Source organism: Pseudomonas fluorescens (assembly GCF_040448305.1).
Lineage (GTDB): Bacteria > Pseudomonadota > Gammaproteobacteria > Pseudomonadales > Pseudomonadaceae > Aquipseudomonas > Aquipseudomonas fluorescens_BH.
Genome location: NZ_CP148752.1, coordinates 1,164,342 through 1,181,809 on the forward strand (window position 1 = coordinate 1,164,342; position 17,468 = coordinate 1,181,809).

Genomic DNA, 17,468 nt, shown 5'->3' on the forward strand with positions numbered 1-17,468 from the left:
GTTAAAAATACATAGTTACCGCCACGCAGGCGTATCTGTCGATCCATGCCTAGCGGCGGACGGTTGCCTCGGTGGCCGCGGTTGGTTGGCACATCGTGTGGGTGCCCGGTTGCAGGTACGGCGTCAGAATCGGTGCCATGCCCTTGAGTACCTGCACCGGCAACGCCGAGGTGAAGGTGAAGCTTTCCGCCGAGCGGCCCGGCACGAACGCGGTCAGGGTGCCGAAGTGGGTATCGCCGATGTAGAACACGAAGGTGGCCGTGCGGTTGAGCGATTTCGAACTCAGGATCCGTCCGCCGGAACCGACGGCCTCGATGCGGTTGTCACCGGTACCGGTCTTGCCGCCCATGGCCAGCGGGCTGCCATCCGGCAGTTTGAAACTGCCGGCCACGCGTTTGGCCGTACCGGCATCCACCACCTGTGAAAGGGCTTCGCGCATGGCGGTCGCCACCTCGGATGGCATCACCCGTTTGCCGACGTCGGGGTCATTGATCAGTTGGGTTTCAAAGGGGGTGTTCGCGGCGAAATGCAGGCTGTCGATGCGCAGGGTCGGCATGCGCACGCCATCGTTGAGGATGGTGCCGATCAGCTCGGCCAGGGCCGCCGGACGGTCGCCAGAGCTGCCGATGGCGGTGGCCAGCGACGGCACCAGGTGGTCGAACGGATAGCCGACTTTCTGCCAGCGCTGGTGGATGTCGAGGAACGCTTCGATCTCCAGCATGGTGCGGATGCGACTGTCGCGGGCGCCCTTGTGCCGGCTTTTGAACAGCCAGCTATAGACCTCCTGGCGCTCGAACTGGCTGGCTTTGACGATGTCGCCCCACTTGGCGTCGGGGTGATTGAGCAGGTAGCCAATCAGCCATAGGTCCAGCGGGTGAACCTTGGCGATGAAGCCCTGGTCCGGCAGGTCGTAGGAGCCGGGACCGTAGGCCTCGTAGAGCCGCACGAGACGCTCGTCAGTGAGTTTTTCCGTGAGCTTGGCGCCGGTGAGGTGCGAGCGCACGAAGGCGTTGAAGCTTTCCTGACTGGCCTGTGGCAGCAGGTAGCGGTGCACAGCGGCCATGCGGATCGGGGTTGGCCGCATGCTGTCGAGGAAGGTTTCGAGCCGGTCCTGGGTGTCCTTGTTCTTGTACTTCTTCCAGAACTTGAGCAGGAACGAAGTGCCCTCGCGGTCGGCGAATTCGGCCAGGTATTCCTGGCGCCGCGGGTCGCGGTCGTCCTTGAGCAGTTCGGCACTGCTGTTCGGGCCGGAGTAGGTGGTGTAGCGCACCAGGTCACGCATCAGGCGAATGAACGGCAGGTTGATCGACTCGCGCAGGGCGTCGCGCAGGGGCGGTATCCGGCCGTTGTCTTCCTTGCGGAAGTTGTTGAACACGTGCAGGCCGCCACCGGTGAAAAACGCCTCGCCGGGGCTGGCGGAGTATTTGCGGTCCAGGGCTGCGCCGAGCATTTTTTTCAGGTCGCGGTCCTTGTTCTCGATCAGGTAATCGACCGCCCAGCGGCTCAGGCGGTCCTGGTCCGGTACGTCGACTTTCTTCAGTTCCGGGACGGCCATGCCGGCGTATTTGTCGTGCAGCTCGGCGATGATTTGCAGGTAGGTGGTCAGCACGCGCATTTTCGCGGTGGAGCCCAGTTCCAGTTTGCTGCCTTCGTTGATGTCGAATGGCTGGTCGGTGCTGTCGGTCTGTACCCGAACCCGCGAGCCGTCCGGGGTCAGTTCGAACAAGGTGAAGCTGTAGCGTACCTGGGTGGTGCTGGTGGTGGTCAGGAGGCGTTCGCCGATCAGGCCGATTTGCGTGGCAAACTCAGGGTCGGCGAGTTTTTTCAGGTACTCGGTGGCCTCGCTTTGCAACTTGCCTTGCAGGGTGCTGGTGGCGGAGAGGTCAAGGCGGTCGAGGTCATACAGCGGACGGTTGAGCATGCCGGCCAGACGGCTGCGTGCCACGCTGATGCCCTTGTTGGTTTCGATCGGTTGAATGGTCGGCTGGGTGGCCCAGTCGCGGTAGGTCACTTTGCTGGCCAGAGCTGCTGCGGCGAGCTGAGCATCGATTACATTGTTTTGTGCCAGCAAGCGAATATGGCTGTCGGTGAGGTCGGCCAGTTCATCATGACCCTTGGTCAGGTAATGCGACGGGCGGCGCTGGGCAATCATCAACGACAGCATCTCACGCAGGGCCAGGCCTTTTTCCGCGATGGTTTTTGGATCCGTCGCGGTGCTGGCAAGAGCTTCGTTGGCCTGATTGAAGTCGGAGCCGTACCACACGCGCAACCCTTCAGCCATGCCATGCACTTCACCATGGCCCGGTACGGCCGACAGCGGCACGCTGTTGAGGTAATCGCGAACCACGTTCTGCCGGGTTTCGAGGGTTTGGGGACCGGCCTGATAGGCGCGTACGGTAGCGGAAATCATCTGGCGAATTTTTTCCGCGCTGTTGATCGTCAAGCCATCGGGGGAATGTCGGTACTTCTCCAGTTGCGTGGCCAGGGTACTGCCACCGGCGGATTGGCCAGGCACGTGCAACATCTTGGCCAACTGGGACCACGCCGCCATGCCGAATCGCGGCCAGTCCACCGCCGGGTTGGCCAGCGGTTGCTTGGGGTCGAGCAGGAAGCGGTTCTCAATGAACAGCAGGCTGTTGACCACCACCGGAGGGATCGAGGCAAAGGTTGAATAGAGCTGCTGTGGATAGTTGTACTGGTACAGCGGCGCTGCACGGCAATCGGTGATTGACAGTCCGGCCTGGATTTTCTCGGCATAAGGCACGAACAGGCCCTTGTCGCTGTACTTCAACAGCGCCGGGGAAAAGCGGGTTTGCGCCTCGACGACGAAATCGCGCTTGATCAGGCGCGGCAGGAACTCGTCCAGCGAGCTGTAGCCCAGGCGCCGATCGAACGGACCTTCCCCCGGATAGCGAATCGCATCGCTGGGGCCGGGTTTGAGCTCATAGTTCAGGGACGCGGCGTATTTGCTGACTTCCTGGGCCTGGAACTTCGAGGTACGCATCTCCCTCGCGGCGGCAAGCCCCACGACAACCGCGATTATCAACAGCAATAGCCAGAACGCTCCCCATCCGTGCCTGGAGCGACGGGGTTTTTCAGGAATAGGCGCTTCATCCTCACATTCATTCGGAACCACGGTTTTACTCGAATCGGTTTGCCACAAAGCGCCCATAGTCGACTGATCCATTCACGCAGATTGATCGGACTTCACTGAAGCTTAGACGGTGGTTGGCGAGGGTGAAAAAAAATGTGAAAGGCAAAATGATGCACGGACGCACCGATAATCAGGCTGATTGAAGCACTTGTGATGAGGAGGGCTTGCCTCCTGTGATCGAGAGTCCGGTATTTGCAGTGGGTCTGACGCAACGGGGGGGATCTGATCAAGGGGGCAGTTTCGCAGTCAAACGGGCACTTCGGCAATCCAACATCCCCCTCGCTCCAATTGGCACGGGGGGAACGCGGCAGTTGCCTGTAATGGCCGCAATAGAGCCATTTCGAAACTGAGTACGGCTTTCGTAGGGGCATGACGATGCACCAATGCTGTGCAATACTCCGCGCCCTTTAAATAGCGAAAATTCCTACATGATCTAGGTGATGCCCCTCCGCAAGTCGGGTTTTTGCCGGGATTTATGGCTGAATTTTGTGATTTATAGAGTGAATATCTCTGTCACCAGCTTTTTATACTGCACGACCCGCTGATCTTGCAGGTTTTGTCCTACAGGACGGTTCTGCTTACAAAGCAGGCCCGGTTACACGAAGCCATTGGCCTATCGGTCGGTGGCTTCAATGCTCGGTGGTCATATCCAACAACAAGATGAGGTGCCCCTTATGCCCGTAGGCAATCACCAGCCCAACGGCGAGACCGCTCAGGGCGGTCCGCTTAAACGTGAACTCGGCGAGCGGCATATTCGCCTGATGGCACTCGGTGCCTGTATCGGCGTCGGCCTGTTCCTGGGCTCGGCCAAGGCCATCGAAATGGCCGGTCCGGCCATCATGCTGTCTTACATCATCGGCGGTCTGGCAATCCTGGTGATCATGCGCGCCCTCGGCGAGATGGCCGTGCACAATCCGGTCGCTGGCTCGTTCAGCCGTTACGCCCAAGACTACCTCGGCCCGCTGGCGGGCTTCCTGACCGGCTGGAACTACTGGTTCCTGTGGCTGGTGACCTGCGTCGCGGAAATCACTGCCGTGGCGGTCTACATGGGCATCTGGTTCCCCGATGTACCGCGCTGGATCTGGGCGCTCGCTGCGTTGATCAGCATGGGCTCGATCAACCTGATCGCGGTCAAGGCCTTCGGTGAATTCGAGTTCTGGTTTGCCCTGATCAAGATCGTCACCATCATTGCGATGGTGTTCGGCGGCATCGGCATCATCGCCTTCGGTTTCGGCAACGACGGCGTGGCCCTGGGGATTTCCAACCTGTGGACCCACGGTGGCTTCATGCCCAACGGCATAACTGGCGTGCTGATGTCGCTGCAAATGGTGATGTTCGCCTACCTCGGCGTGGAGATGATCGGTCTGACCGCCGGTGAAGCGAAGAACCCGCAAAAGACCATCCCCAATGCCATCGGCTCGGTGTTCTGGCGGATTCTGCTGTTCTACGTCGGCGCGTTGTTCGTGATCCTGTCGATCTACCCGTGGAACGAAATCGGCACCCAGGGCAGTCCGTTCGTGATGACTTTCGAGCGGCTGGGCATCAAGACCGCGGCGGGCATCATCAACTTCGTGGTGATCACCGCGGCGTTGTCGTCCTGCAACGGCGGCATCTTCAGTACCGGGCGCATGCTCTACAGCCTGGCGCAGAACGGCCAGGCCCCGGCCGGCTTTGCCAAGACCTCGAACAACGGCGTACCGCGTCGTGCATTGCTGCTGTCGATTGGTGCGTTGCTGTTGGGCGTATTGCTCAACTATCTGGTGCCGGAAAAGGTGTTTGTCTGGGTAACGGCGATTGCCACCTTCGGCGCGATCTGGACCTGGGCGATGATCCTGCTGGCCCAATTGAAATTCCGCAAAGGCCTGAGCGCCAGCGAAGCGGCCGGCCTGAAATACCGCATGTGGCTGTACCCGGTCAGCTCCTACCTGGCGCTGGCGTTCCTGGTGCTGGTGGTCGGCCTGATGGCGTACTTCCCGGACACCCGCGTGGCGCTGTATGTGGGCCCTGCGTTCCTGGTGCTGCTGACGGTGCTGTTCTACATGTTCAAGCTGCAACCGACCAATGTTTCGCAGGGTGCGGTGCGTTCGGTTTCGTAAGTTGTAACGCCTGAAAGACAAAAGCCCCGGTCGAAAGGATCGGGGCTTTTTGGTTTTGAAGAGCAAAAGATCGCAGCCTGCGGCAGCTCCTACAGGGGAATGCGGTCTGATTCTGTAGGAGCTGCCGCAGGCTGGGATCTTTTGATTGTCTGGTTCAACCGCTTGTTGAACTCAAGCCACGCCGCCAGCAGCGCCATCAACCCGGCACCCACCAGCGCCGTGAAGACCTGCATGGCAACAGCGTCGTCGGTCAACGCATTGACCATGTCCGCCAATGGCGCCAGCAGCACGCCCAGACAGAAAATTTCCAGCGAGAAACGGCCCATGCGGCAACTTTGCTGCGCGAGCCAGTTTTGCGTCCATCCGCTGTCGGGAATCAATTTCGCCGTGACGTAGGCCAGTGCGAGGAAATGCAGCAGGCGCACGGGGGACAGGTCGGTCTTGCTGATGGGGTACAGGACGTTTTGCAGGTTCGCCGGCACCACGGCATCGTGTATGTCCGGCCAACGCCACAGCACGGTCAACACACCGGCGACCACGACATACAACGCCGCACCGACAAACAACGGCTGGCGAACCAATGGGCGCGTCTCGGGCAAGCGCGGGCGCTGGCTGTGAATCGCAGCGGCACCGCCGAGCACGAACAGCAACTGCCAGGCGACCGGGTTGAAATACCACACGCCGTCCTTGATGGCCGCCAGGTTCCAGCCAGCCAGCGGCACCATCAGGTACAGCGTCAATGACATCGCGACCACCACCCAGGCCTTGCGCACCAGAATCGGCAGCACCAGGGGCAAGCCCGCCAACAGCACGATGTACAGCGGCAACGGGTCCATCAGGTTCGGCTTGAAGCGCAACAGCAGTTCATCGATCAAGGCCTGCTGCGGGTTGCTGATGAAGTGATGCATGCCCATTTCTTCCACCAGATCCCGTGTTTCCACGTGGCTGTTGGCGAAAAACACAATGCCCATCAGCATCGCCAGCAGAAAGATATGCACCACGTAGAGCACCCACGCCCGGCGCAGGATTTTCACGCAGGCGATCAGAAAACCTTCGCGCGCCAGGACTTTGCCGTACGCCAGTACGGCCGCGTAACCGGCCAGAAACACGAAAACCTCGGCCGCATCGCTGAAACCGAAGTTACGCAGGGTGATTTGCCCCAAGGGGTTGTGGGGCACGTGATCCCAAAAGATGAAGATCAGTGCCAGACCACGAAAAAAGTCGATCCGGTGATCGCGTGCTAACGTCATGACAGCAAACTCGTAACAGCGGGTGAAAATGGGATTGGCCGCGGGCGCAAAGGCCACGCGCCCAATTGGCGGCGCGCAGGGTGGACTGATTCGTGGGCAATTGCAAAGTCGGGATATTACCGGATGTCTCGGGCGTTACCCCAAGGCTCAACCGCTGGTCAGAAAGGTCCGTCAACCTGCGATTTCTGACAGTAGACAGGCTCAAAATTTAATGAGTGCAACGTTCTTGAAACGGGAGCCTCCCATGAGACTGTTGTGGAAAGGGCTGTCCAGTTACACGGTGATCGGGGTCGCCAACACCCTGATTCACTGGCAGATCTTTTTCCTGCTGAGCGTGGCGGCCGGCCTCAGCCAGGCGATCAGCAACCTGGCGGCCTTCTGCGTGGCTGCGTCGTTTTCCTTCTATATGAACGCGCAATTTACCTTCGCCGCCAGTGCCACGGTCGCAGGTTATCTACTGTTTCTTTTTGGCATGGGGGCATTGAGCCTGGGTGTCGGCCATCTGGGCGACGCCTGGCGATTGCACGGTTTGTTCACCGTGGCCCTGTTTTCGGCGTTGAGCCTGGTGTTCGGTTTCCTGTATTCCAAATACGTGGTGTTTCGCGAGCGTGATCGATGAAAATCTCGCTCATTGTCCCGGTGTTCAACGAAGAGCAGTCAATCAACCTGTTTTATCAGGCGGTGCGACGGGAGTTGAAGCTGGGCGGCACCGAAGTCGAGATCGTGTTCATCAACGATGGCAGCTCCGACCGCACGGCCGAACAGGCTGCGGCACTGGCGCAGGCGGACGATCAGGTCATGCTGATCAATTTCTCGCGCAACTTCGGCAAGGAACCGGCACTGTTTGCCGGCCTGGAGCACGCCAGCGGCGATGCCGTGATTCCCATGGATGTCGACCTGCAGGACCCGATCAACGTCATTCCGTTGTTGATCGAGCAGTGGCAAAAGGGTGCCGACGTGGTCCTCGCCAAACGTCGCAACCGGGCCGCCGACGGCTACCTCAGGCGCCACAGCGCGTCGATTTTCTACCATGTGCTCAATCGCATCGCCTACACCCGCATCGAGGAAAACGTCGGGGACTTTCGGCTGATGGATCGTAAGGTGGTCGACGTGATCCGGTCCCTGCCCGAGCACCAGTTGTTCATGAAAGGTGTGTTGTCGTGGGCCGGGTTCAACACCGTGGTGGTGGAGTTCGAGCGGCCAGGAAGGGTGGTGGGGAGCAGCAAGTTCAATGTCTGGAAGCTGTGGAACCTGGCACTGGAAGGCGTGACCTCGTTCAGTACCGTGCCGCTGCGCTTGTGGACTTACGTCGGTGGCGGCATTTCGATTTTCGCGGTGCTCTATGCGGTGTACATGGTGCTGGACAAGGTTTTCTTCGGCAACAGCGTCCCCGGTTATCCGTCGCTGATGACCGCCATCCTGTTTCTCGGCGGCGTGCAACTGATCGGCATCGGCATCCTCGGCGAGTACATCGGTCGCATCTACATCGAGGCCAAGCACCGGCCGCGCTATGTGATCAAAGACATCGTCGGCGGTAAAGACCGGGGCAGGCGTTAGCATGGGCCGGTTCAGCGACTTCTTCGTTCGCGAGCTCAGTCGGCATCAGGTCTGGCGGTTTTTTCTGTTCGCCACCCTGGTGTATGTCCTGCCGTTGATCCTCGCGGATTATCCCTACATCGATGACAACTGGCGTTCGCTGTCGGCGGGCATGGCCTGGGCCGAGCAGGGCCGACTCTTCACCCAGCTGTTCTACAACGCGCTGACCTTCAGCCATGCCGCGCCAAACATCTTTCCCTTGCCCTTGTTGATCGCCACGCTGGCCATGGCGTCGGCGCTGACCAGCCTGACGTTCCATTACTTTCACAAGCCAAGCGTCGCTTGTTGCCTGGTGCTGTTGCCGCTCTGGTACAGCCCGTTCTTCCTGCAGAACCTGTCCTATCAATACGACGGTCCCACCACGGCCCTGAGCCTGGTGGCGGTGATCTACGCCATCACCTTTCGTCACCCGTGGCGCAGCGTGCAATGGCTGGTGCCGGCGTTCCTGATTGCACTGGCGCTGGGGTTGTATCAGGTCAGCCTGAATGTGTTCCTGGGCCTGTGTTGCCTGGAGTTGCTCAGGGCTGCCAACGATAAAACGGCCCCGGTTCCATGGCGTGACCTGCTGGGCTGGAAAGCCGCCCAGGTCATCCTCGGCGGGTTGATCTACAGCGTTAGTGCTTATCTGTTCATGGACTCGAATCGCACATTGCTGCTCGATTGGACGGCGCATCCCTCATTGCAGATCCAGATCAACATTGCCCGGGTCCTGGAAAAAGTCGTGCTGTTGTTCCATGGCGGATGGCTCTGGGTGTTCGGCGGGTTGCTGTTGCTTGCGATAGCCGGGGCGGTGCGGTTGGGATTGAACGTAGCGGCGCGTCAGGAAGGCGGGCCGAAGAAGCTGTTGATCGGCCTGATGTGCTTGCTGACATTGCCCTTGGTGACGCTGCTGGTGTCCGGTGTCGCGCTGATTTTCCGCGACTTCAACGAAGGCGCCCGCACCTTGATGGGCTTCGCCGTGCTGCTGGTATTGCTGTTCTACCTGGGGCATCTGGCGCTGGCGTCGATTCATGAGCGCCTGCCACTGCTGTTGATGATTCCTCTGCTGGCCATGTTGTCGCTGTCGTTCGCCCATGGCCGGGTGCTGACGGTGCAGAAAACCTTTGCGTCCACGGCGCTGGCCGGTCTTGCGTACGACATCGCCAGCCATCAGTCGCTGCGCGAGGCCAAGAGGATCTACATCTCGGTGAGTTATTCCGACTATTGGTTAGTGGCGGCGGCAGGCTCATTCAAGCAGTTGCCGGTGCTGCACTACCTGCTCAATACCGACTTTTACATGCTGGCCGAGAATCTGCCGAAAGCCGGGATCACCAACGTGGTGGCGGAGCGGGAACGGCGCAACGCGACACGGGTCGGTTTTCAGGGTTATCCGGCGCTGGTGGACAGACAGTTCTACCGGATTTACCTGATCGGTGATTACGGTTTTATCGTGATGAAGGAACCGACCCCGAGCAAAACACTGCGTTGGTGACACGCGGTTTTGATCGGGGTGGCGAGGTCATGCCGCCGCTATGTCATGGGGCTCGAAACTGTCGGCCCGGGCCATCTGCCACATCCGCGAGTAGAACTCGCCGTTCACTTCGCCGGTCAGCAACTCCCCCGGTTTGAGGAATACGTGCAGCTGCGAGAACAGCTTGATCTCGGTTGCCGACATGCGTCGCACCAGGTGCTTGGCCGACAGTTGCGACGGATGTTCGAGGCCGGCGGCGGCGAGCATTTCCGCCAGGGCCTTGAGGGTGTTGCGGTGGAAATTGAACACGCGCTGGGCCTTGTCCGGCACCACCAGCGCGCGCTGGCGCAGGGTGTCCTGGGTGGCGACGCCGGTCGGGCATTTGTTGGTGTGGCAGCTCTGCGACTGGATGCAGCCGATGGCGAACATGAAGCCGCGCGCGGAGTTGGCCCAGTCGGCACCGATGGCCAGCACGCTGGCGATGTCGAAGGCGCTGACGATCTTGCCGCTGGCGCCGAGCTTGATCTTGTCCCGCAGGTTCAAGCCCACCAGGGTGTTGTGCACGAACAGCAGGCCTTCGCGCATCGGCACGCCGATGTGGTCGGTGAATTCCACGGGCGCGGCGCCGGTGCCGCCTTCCTTGCCGTCCACCACGATGAAGTCCGGGAGGATGCCCGTTTCCAGCATGGCCTTGGCAATGCCCATGAACTCCCACGGATGGCCGAGGCAGAACTTGAAGCCCACCGGTTTACCGCCGGACAGCTCACGCAGTTGTGCGATGAAATGCATCATTTCGATCGGCGTGGAAAACGCAGTGTGGCGCGACGGTGACACGCAGTCCTCGCCCATCAGGATGCCGCGGGTTTCGGCGATTTCCCGGGTGACCTTGTGCTTGGGCAGGATGCCGCCGTGGCCGGGCTTGGCGCCCTGGCTCATCTTGATTTCGATCATCCGCACCTGTGGCGTCCGGGCTTGTGCCGCAAAGCGTTCCGGGTCGAAATGGCCGTCGCTGGTGCGGCAGCCGAAGTAGCCGCTGCCCAGTTCCCAGGTCAGGTCGCCACCGTTTTCCCGGTGATAGGGGCTGATGCTGCCTTCGCCGGTGTCATGGGCGAAGTTGCCGAGCCTGGCACCCTGGTTCAACGCGCGGATGGCGTTGGCGCTGAGGGAGCCGAAACTCATGGCCGAGATATTGAACACCGACGCCGAATAGGGCTGGGTGCACTGTGGGCCGCCGACCGTCACCCGGAAACTGCTCGGGTCGCTCAACGGCGCCGGACGCATGGAGTGGCCGATGAATTCGAAACCCGACTGGTACACGTCAATCAGCGTGCCGAAGGGTTTGTCGGCGGTTTCATTCTTGGCCCGGGAATAGACCAGCGAGCGCTGGGCCCGGGAGAAGGGCAGGGCGTCGCTGTCGGATTCGAGCAGGTACTGGCGGATTTCCGGGCGGATGCCTTCCACCAGGTAGCGGATATTGCCGAGAATCGGGTAATTGCGGCGCACCGCGTGTGGGCTTTGCAGCAGATCGAACAGGCCGATCAGGCTGAGGACAGCGGTGACGGTGGTGATCGACCAGAGCCAGTCATAGTCAAGAAAAGGCAGGCTGGCGAGGGTGAAGATCACGCAGACGGCAAAGAAGGCGTAGCGGCTCAGGAGTGACAGGCTCATACGGTTTCCTTGGGTTCGGACTCAATAAATTTGGCTAAACACAAAACACTGTGGGAGCGAGCCTGCTCGCGATGGCGGTCTTTCATTCAGTATTGATAGTGACTGAACCACCGCTATCGCGAGCAAGCTCGCTCCCACATAAAAGCAAAGTGCTCCACAGGTCATTCAGGCATTTTGTGCCTGGAGAAAAATCGAAAACAGCTCGGACTGGGATTTGATCCCCAGCTTGCTGTACATGTGTTTCTTGTGGACTTTCACGGTTTCGACCGAGATTTCCAGCTTACGGGCGATTTCTTTACTGGAGCAACCGCTGAGCATCAAACGCCCGACATCCAGCTCCCGAGCCGTCAACTGCGCGCCTTTGAGCTGCTGCACCGAGGCCTCCAGTTGTACCCGCCAATCAGCTTGCGGCGGTGCGGGGACCAGGGCCACGACTTCGTTGATTTCATAGGGTAGACGCTGGCGCAACAGGCCGAGCACCCACGGCTGGATCAACGACAGCAAGGCGATCTGCTGGCCGCTGAAGCGCTGGGTACTGCCCAGTGAAAGGCACAGCGTGCGGTCGCCTTCGAGCTGGCAATTGAACTGGATTTCGTCGGCCACCACATTCAGACGAAAGTAGCGCTGGTAATACTCGGTCAGCTCGAAGTGCTCCGGGGCCACTTCCGACAGGCGATACAGCCCGGTGCGCGACTGCTCGCGGCAGGCGATGTAGAAGGGGTCGAGCAGGTACAGGCCGCGCAGGTAATCCTGGAACAACTGGTCAGGGCTGCCGTCTTCGCCGGGGCATTCGGCGAACACCTGGGGGCGCTGATCGGCACTGAAAAGCAGCGCCACCCAGCTGTCGAAGGGCACGTACTGGTCCAGCAGGCGTACAAGCTGGGTCCAGAAATTGGGCTTGTCCAGGGCGTCGATCAGTTGCCCCACCGAGCGGTGCCAGGCGATGTCGTCCAACGAGAGTGTCATGCATCTACCCCTATCGTGTTACCCCAGCGGCGTAATTCCCCGCCCGGTTGCTTGCTGCGCATACTGGCGCACAGACACCGACCGGGCAATCTTTCTGCCGCCCGGCCCATGACAAGGAATACCCATGAAGGTCGAACTCGCCCAATTGGCAGGCCGTGATAACGACACGGCTTACAACCTCGAACGCACCCTGGCGGCGATGGCTGCGTGCGCAGCCGATACGCAGCTGATCCTGTTCCCCGAAGGCCACTTGATGGGTTTCCCTTCGGCCGAGTCCGTGGCCGAGGTGGCCGAGGCGCTGGACGGCCCGTCCGTCAGCGCGGTAATCGCCGCCGCCCGCGAGCGCAATATTGCCGTGGCCATTGGCATGGCCGAGAACGATAACGGCCGTTTCTACAACACCACGCTGCTGATCACTCCTGAAGGCATCGCGCTGAAATACCGCAAGACTCACTTGTGGGCCTCGGATCGCGGTGTCTACGAGGCGGGCGATCGCTACGCCACCTGCCTGTGGAACGGCGTGCGCGTGGGCCTGCTGATTTGCTACGACATCGAATTCCCCGAAAGCGCCCGCGCCCTGGCGCAACTGGGGGCCGAGCTGTTTATCGTCACCAACGGCAACATGGACCCCTACGGCCCGACCCACCGCACCGCGATCATGGCCCGCGCCCAGGAAAACCAGGCGTTTGCGCTGATGGTCAACCGGGTGGAAGAGGGTGACGGTGGATTGCTGTTTGCCGGCGGCAGCGCATTGGTCGATCCGCTGGGCACCTTGTTGTTCGAAGCCGGACGCGAGGAAGGGCAGTTTGCGGTCGAACTGGACCTGAACCTGCTGAAGGCGGCGCGCCAGGATTATCGCTATCTGGATGATCAGCGGCTGAGGTTGCCGGGGGAGGTGATTGAGCAGGCGGGGGGGCTGCGGGAGCTGCTGATTCCTTCGAACTGATCCGGGTTCTGTGCTGGCTGGGCTGGCGCCATCGCGAGCAGGCTCGCTCCCACATTTGATATCAGTCGTTCACAAAATTTGTATTCACCGAAGACCCATTGTGGGAGCGAGCCTGCTCGCGATGAGGCCCTCCCAGACGACACACCTGCCTGACCAAAAACAACAACGCAACACCCGTAACTTGCGCCGAACTCGGCTCTGCCATAAATCCAATAAAATCCGGAGTAGTCGCTCATGGCTCGTTTGCAACGCACCCTGTCACTGGGGTCGGTGGTGCTGTTTGGCATCGCCTACATGACGCCGATCATTGTGCTCGGCACTTTTGGCATCCTCGCTCAATCCACCGCCGGCATGGTGCCGGCCGCGTACCTCGCGGCGCTGGTGGCGATGTTCTTCACCGCCATGAGCTACGGGCGCATGGCCGCGGCGTTCCCGGTGGCCGGCTCGGCCTACAGCTATGTGCGCAAGGCCATCAGCCCGAAACTCGGGTTCATCGCCGGTTGGGCGGTGCTGCTCGATTACCTGTTCCTGCCCATGGCGATCTGGCTGATCGGCGCGGCCTACCTCAACTCCGCATTCCCGGCGGTGCCGCAGTGGGTCTGGGTACTGGCGTTCATCGGCATCACCAGCGCGATCAACATCGTCGGCCTGAAACTGGCCAACGGTATCAACGCCTTGCTGATGCTGGTGCAGTTCCTGGTGCTGATCGCCTTCGTCGCGCTGTGCGTGCATTACGTCGGTGGCGATGCGAGCACGCCGTTGTGGTCGATCAAGCCATTCTTCAATGGCGACATGCAGATGCCGCTGATCATGAGCGGCGCGGCCATCGCCTGTTACTCGTTCCTGGGCTTCGACGCGGTCAGCACCCTGACCGAAGAAACCCGTGATCCACGCCGCACCATTCCCCGGGCGATCATGCTGATCACCCTGATCGGCGGGCTGATTTTCGTCGGCGTGTCGTACTTCGTGCAGATTGCCCATCCGTCGTTCCAGTTCGACAGCGTCGACTCGGCGGCCTATGAAATTGCCCGCAACATCGGTGGCGACCTGTTCGTCTCGATCTTCCTGATCGGCCTGATCGTCGGCCAGTTCGCCTCGGGCCTGTCGGCCCAGGCCAGCGGTTCGCGGCTGCTGTACGCCATGGGCCGCGACGGCGTGCTGCCGAAGTCGTTTTTCGGCACCTTGCACGAACGCTTCGGCACGCCGATCAACAGCATCCTGCTGTGCGCGGTGGTGGCGTTGCTGGCGCTGAAACTGGACGTCACCACCTCGACCTCGTTCATCAATTTCGGCGCGTTCCTGGCGTTCAGCCTGGTCAACCTGTCGGTGATCTTCCATTACTGGATCGGTGGCGAGAAAAAAGGCCCGCGCGAATTCGTACTGTTCCTGCTGTTCCCGTTCATCGGTCTGGTGGCGGATCTGTGGCTGATGGTCAGCCTCGATCACCTGGCGATTTACCTGGGCCTGAGCTGGCTGGCGATTGGCGTGGTGTACCTGGCGGTGTTGACCGGCGGTTTCCGTCGACAGCCGCCGGAGATGGATTTCCAGGAAGCTGCATAAAGGAAACTGTAGGAGCGAGCTTGCTCGCGATAAACCTGAGGGCGCCGATGGGCATCTGGTTTTACGCGTTTTCGCGAGCAAGCTCGCTCCTACAGGGCGGACATGTGATCCTTGCCGCTTTTGAGTCAAGGGCCTTCTGTTTATGTCGACGTACTCCATGCAAGCCTCCGGGACTATCCGCATTGCCGCTGCCTTATTGATCGGCCCTGACGGCCGCACGTTGCTGGTGCGCAAGCGCGGCACCACGGCGTTCATGCAGCCGGGTGGCAAGATCGAGCCCCACGAATTGCCGGTTCATGCGCTGGCCCGGGAGCTGGAAGAAGAGCTGGGTCTGGACATCGACCCGGTGCAGGCCGTTTACCTCGGTCACTTCTCGGCACCGGCCGCCAACGAGCCGGGCTTTGTCGTACACGCCGAGATTTTTCAGCTGCACATCGATGTCGACGTGACGCCTGCGGCGGAAATCGAAGAAGTGATCTGGATCGACCCGTCCAGCGATGGCGGTATCAGCCTGGCGCCATTGACACGGGACCTGATCCTGCCGTTTTATCGAGCATCGCTGATCGCGATCGCCTGATCATCACGCAAAGGACCTCGCCCATGATCCCGCTTCAAGACCTGCTGATTTTTGCCGCTGCCGCGTTGCTGATGGTACTGACGCCTGGGCCGAACATGATCTACCTGATCTCCCGTTCGATCTGCCAGGGTCGCAAGGCCGGGGTGATCTCGTTGCTTGGGGTGGTTGCTGGATTCTTCGTGCACTTGTTTGCCGCGGCCGCCGGTTTGACCGCGGTGTTCCTGGCGGTGCCAATGGCCTATGAGGTGTTGAAGTGGGCCGGTGCGCTGTACCTGTTGTGGCTGGCCTGGCAGGCGATCAAACCCGGTGCGCGCTCACCGTTCGAGGCGCAGCAGTTGCCCCCGGATTCGTCGCGCAAGCTGATCACCATGGGCTTTCTGACCAGTGCCTTGAACCCGAAAATCGCGGTGTTCTATCTGTCGGTGTTTCCGCAGTTCATCACGCCGGAGCACGGTTCGGTGTTCAGCCAGAGCATCATCCTCGGCCTGACCCAGATCAGCGTCAGTTTCTGCGTCAACCTGCTGATCGCCATGTTTGCCGCGGGCATCGCCTCGTGGTTCGTCAACAATCCGACCTGGCTGGCGATGCAGCGCTATTTCATGGGCTTCGTGTTGTCGGCGCTGGCGCTGCGGCTGATGCTTGAGCAAAAACGGATGGCTTGAGGATGTGGATCGAACGACTGGATGCCAGCCATGCCCTGGACTACCGGGCGCTGATGCTCGAAGCCTACGACCTGCACCCGCAGGCCTTCACCTCGAGCGTGCGTGAGCGGGCGGTGATGCCGCTGAGCTGGTGGGAGTCGCGCCTGACCGGCAAGCTGGACGTGGTGCTCGGGGCGTTCGAAGAAGGTCGGTTGGCCGGCATCGTCGGCCTTGCGTTCGAGCCTCGGGAAAAGGCCCGGCACAAGGTGACGCTGTTTGGCATGTACGTGACCGCCAAGGTCCGCCAGCGCGGGCTCGGTTATCAACTGGTTCAGGCGGCATTGGCCGAGGCGCAGACCCACGCGGGTTTGCGCCTGATCCAGTTGACCGTCACCGCCGGCAACGATGCCGCATTCAACCTCTACCAACGCTGCGGTTTCATCCAGTTCGGACTGGAACGGATGGCCGTGCGGGTGGAAGAGGATTACTTCGACAAGATCCATATGTGGCGCGAGCTCTAAGGATCACCAAGATCCCTGTAGGAGCGAGCCTGCTCGCGATGGCGGCGTGTCAGTCAATGCAGATATTGAATGTCAGACCGCTATCGCGAGCAGGCTCACTCCTACAGGGATTTTTGTTGCTCTATCGAACAGCGCTAACACCATCCAGCGTCGAAAACGACGTGTCCTTGGCCGTCAGCAAGAAGTCACGCATGTACGGCGCATCGAGCATGTCGGCGCGGATCGCCGCATACAGCGTGGCGAACAAGCCTTTCTCACCCAGCCGCTTGGCTTTCACATAGCCTCGCGAACTGTATTCATGCAGTGCCCAATGGGGCATGCCGCACACGCCGCGACCGCTGGCCACCAGTTGCATCATCATCACCGTCAGTTCCGAGGTGCGGACCTGGGCCGGTTCGATGTCGGCGGGTTCGAGGAAGCGGGTGAAGATGTCCAGCCGGTCCCGTTCCACCGGGTAGGTGATCAAGGTTTCCGGGAGCAAGTCTTCGGGGACGATATAGGCCTTGCTGGCCAGGCGGTGCTGGTTGGCCACCGCGAGCATCGCTTCATAAGTGAACAGCGGTACATAGGTGATCCCGGCCAGGTCCACCGGATCGGAGGTCACCACCAGGTCCAGGTCGCCACGGGCCAGGGCCGGTAGCGGGGCGAAGGAGAACCCCGAGGCCAGGTCCAGTTCGACTTCCGGCCAGGCGTCGCGGAACTGGTCGATGGTCGGCATCAGCCACTGGAAGCAACTGTGGCATTCGATGGCCATGTGCAGACGACCGGCGGTGCCACCGGCCAGGCGACTGATGTCGCGCTCGGCGGCGCGCAGCAGCGGCAGGGTGGCGTCGGCCAGTTGCAGCAGGCGCAAACCGGCGCTGGTGAAGCGCACCGGTTTGGTCTTGCGCACGAACAGCGGCATGCCCATACGCTCCTCCAGTTCCTTGAACTGATGGGAAAGGGCCGATTGGGTCAGGTGCAGGCGATCGGCCGCATCCACCAGGCTGTCGGCTTCGCGCAAGGCGTGCAGGGTCTTGAGGTGACGGATTTCAAGCACCGGG

General features: G+C 60.7%; 14 protein-coding genes. 9 read left to right on the forward strand and 5 right to left on the reverse strand.

Annotated elements, in window-relative coordinates; translation table 11 throughout:
• Positions 1 to 49: 49 nt before the first annotated feature.
• Entirely contained in the window at positions 50 to 3,172 is a 3,123-nt protein-coding gene (locus tag WHX55_RS05205; protein WP_353742179.1) for a transglycosylase domain-containing protein, read from the reverse strand.
• Between the two features lie 656 nt (positions 3,173 to 3,828).
• Here WHX55_RS05205 and WHX55_RS05210 point away from each other — a divergent pair.
• Positions 3,829 to 5,250, forward strand: a complete 1,422-nt coding sequence (locus WHX55_RS05210) for an amino acid permease (RefSeq protein ID WP_353742180.1) — start codon at positions 3,829 to 3,831, stop codon at positions 5,248 to 5,250.
• Between the two features lie 89 nt (positions 5,251 to 5,339).
• Here WHX55_RS05210 and WHX55_RS05215 read toward each other — a convergent pair whose 3' ends face one another.
• Positions 5,340 to 6,500 (reverse strand): OpgC domain-containing protein, encoded by a 1,161-nt coding sequence (locus tag WHX55_RS05215; RefSeq protein ID WP_353742181.1) that lies wholly within the window; start codon positions 6,498 to 6,500, stop codon positions 5,340 to 5,342.
• Positions 6,501 to 6,744: 244 nt separating this feature from the next.
• Between WHX55_RS05215 and WHX55_RS05220 the strand changes: the two genes are divergently transcribed.
• Genes WHX55_RS05220 through WHX55_RS05230 form a run of 3 tightly spaced genes read left to right on the forward strand, consistent with a single transcriptional unit; the run spans position 6,745 to position 9,567 of the window.
• Entirely contained in the window at positions 6,745 to 7,119 is a 375-nt protein-coding gene (locus WHX55_RS05220) for a GtrA family protein (RefSeq protein WP_150757260.1), read from the forward strand.
• Entirely contained in the window at positions 7,116 to 8,057 is a 942-nt protein-coding gene (locus WHX55_RS05225) for a glycosyltransferase family 2 protein (RefSeq protein ID WP_150728081.1), read from the forward strand. Before WHX55_RS05220 ends, WHX55_RS05225 begins: the two co-directional genes overlap by 4 nt.
• A 1-nt stretch (position 8,058) precedes the next feature.
• Positions 8,059 to 9,567, forward strand: coding sequence for a glucosyltransferase domain-containing protein (locus WHX55_RS05230; protein WP_353742182.1), 1,509 nt, complete (start codon positions 8,059 to 8,061; stop codon positions 9,565 to 9,567).
• Positions 9,568 to 9,594: 27 nt separating this feature from the next.
• Here WHX55_RS05230 and WHX55_RS05235 read toward each other — a convergent pair whose 3' ends face one another.
• Both WHX55_RS05235 and WHX55_RS05240 read right to left on the reverse strand, forming a co-directional pair.
• Positions 9,595 to 11,214 carry an FMN-binding glutamate synthase family protein gene (locus WHX55_RS05235; protein WP_353742183.1) on the reverse strand — a complete coding sequence of 540 codons (1,620 nt, stop codon included), beginning with the start codon at positions 11,212 to 11,214 and terminating at the stop codon, positions 9,595 to 9,597.
• 165 nt (positions 11,215 to 11,379) lie between these two features.
• Complete coding sequence (locus WHX55_RS05240) at positions 11,380 to 12,180, reverse strand: LuxR C-terminal-related transcriptional regulator (protein ID WP_150757263.1); 801 nt, start codon at positions 12,178 to 12,180, stop codon at positions 11,380 to 11,382.
• A gap of 124 nt (positions 12,181 to 12,304) precedes the next feature.
• On the opposite strand from WHX55_RS05240, the gene WHX55_RS05245 reads away from it, so the two are divergent.
• From WHX55_RS05245 to WHX55_RS05265, 5 genes are all read left to right on the forward strand, one after another.
• Complete coding sequence (locus WHX55_RS05245) at positions 12,305 to 13,126, forward strand: carbon-nitrogen hydrolase family protein (protein WP_150754256.1); 822 nt, start codon at positions 12,305 to 12,307, stop codon at positions 13,124 to 13,126.
• Positions 13,127 to 13,360: 234 nt separating this feature from the next.
• Complete coding sequence (locus WHX55_RS05250) at positions 13,361 to 14,686, forward strand: APC family permease (RefSeq protein ID WP_150757265.1); 1,326 nt, start codon at positions 13,361 to 13,363, stop codon at positions 14,684 to 14,686.
• Positions 14,687 to 14,828: 142 nt separating this feature from the next.
• Positions 14,829 to 15,263, forward strand: a complete 435-nt coding sequence (locus tag WHX55_RS05255; protein ID WP_151214904.1) for an NUDIX domain-containing protein — start codon at positions 14,829 to 14,831, stop codon at positions 15,261 to 15,263.
• A 23-nt stretch (positions 15,264 to 15,286) separates the two neighbouring features.
• Complete coding sequence (locus tag WHX55_RS05260; protein ID WP_150728087.1) at positions 15,287 to 15,925, forward strand: LysE family translocator; 639 nt, start codon at positions 15,287 to 15,289, stop codon at positions 15,923 to 15,925.
• A 2-nt stretch (positions 15,926 to 15,927) separates the two neighbouring features.
• Complete coding sequence (locus WHX55_RS05265) at positions 15,928 to 16,425, forward strand: GNAT family N-acetyltransferase (RefSeq protein WP_353742184.1); 498 nt, start codon at positions 15,928 to 15,930, stop codon at positions 16,423 to 16,425.
• Positions 16,426 to 16,546: 121 nt separating this feature from the next.
• Here WHX55_RS05265 and metR read toward each other — a convergent pair whose 3' ends face one another.
• Positions 16,547 to 17,464 carry a transcriptional regulator MetR gene (metR, locus tag WHX55_RS05270; RefSeq protein WP_007985733.1) on the reverse strand — a complete coding sequence of 306 codons (918 nt, stop codon included), beginning with the start codon at positions 17,462 to 17,464 and terminating at the stop codon, positions 16,547 to 16,549.
• Between the last annotated feature and the right edge of the window lie 4 nt (positions 17,465 to 17,468).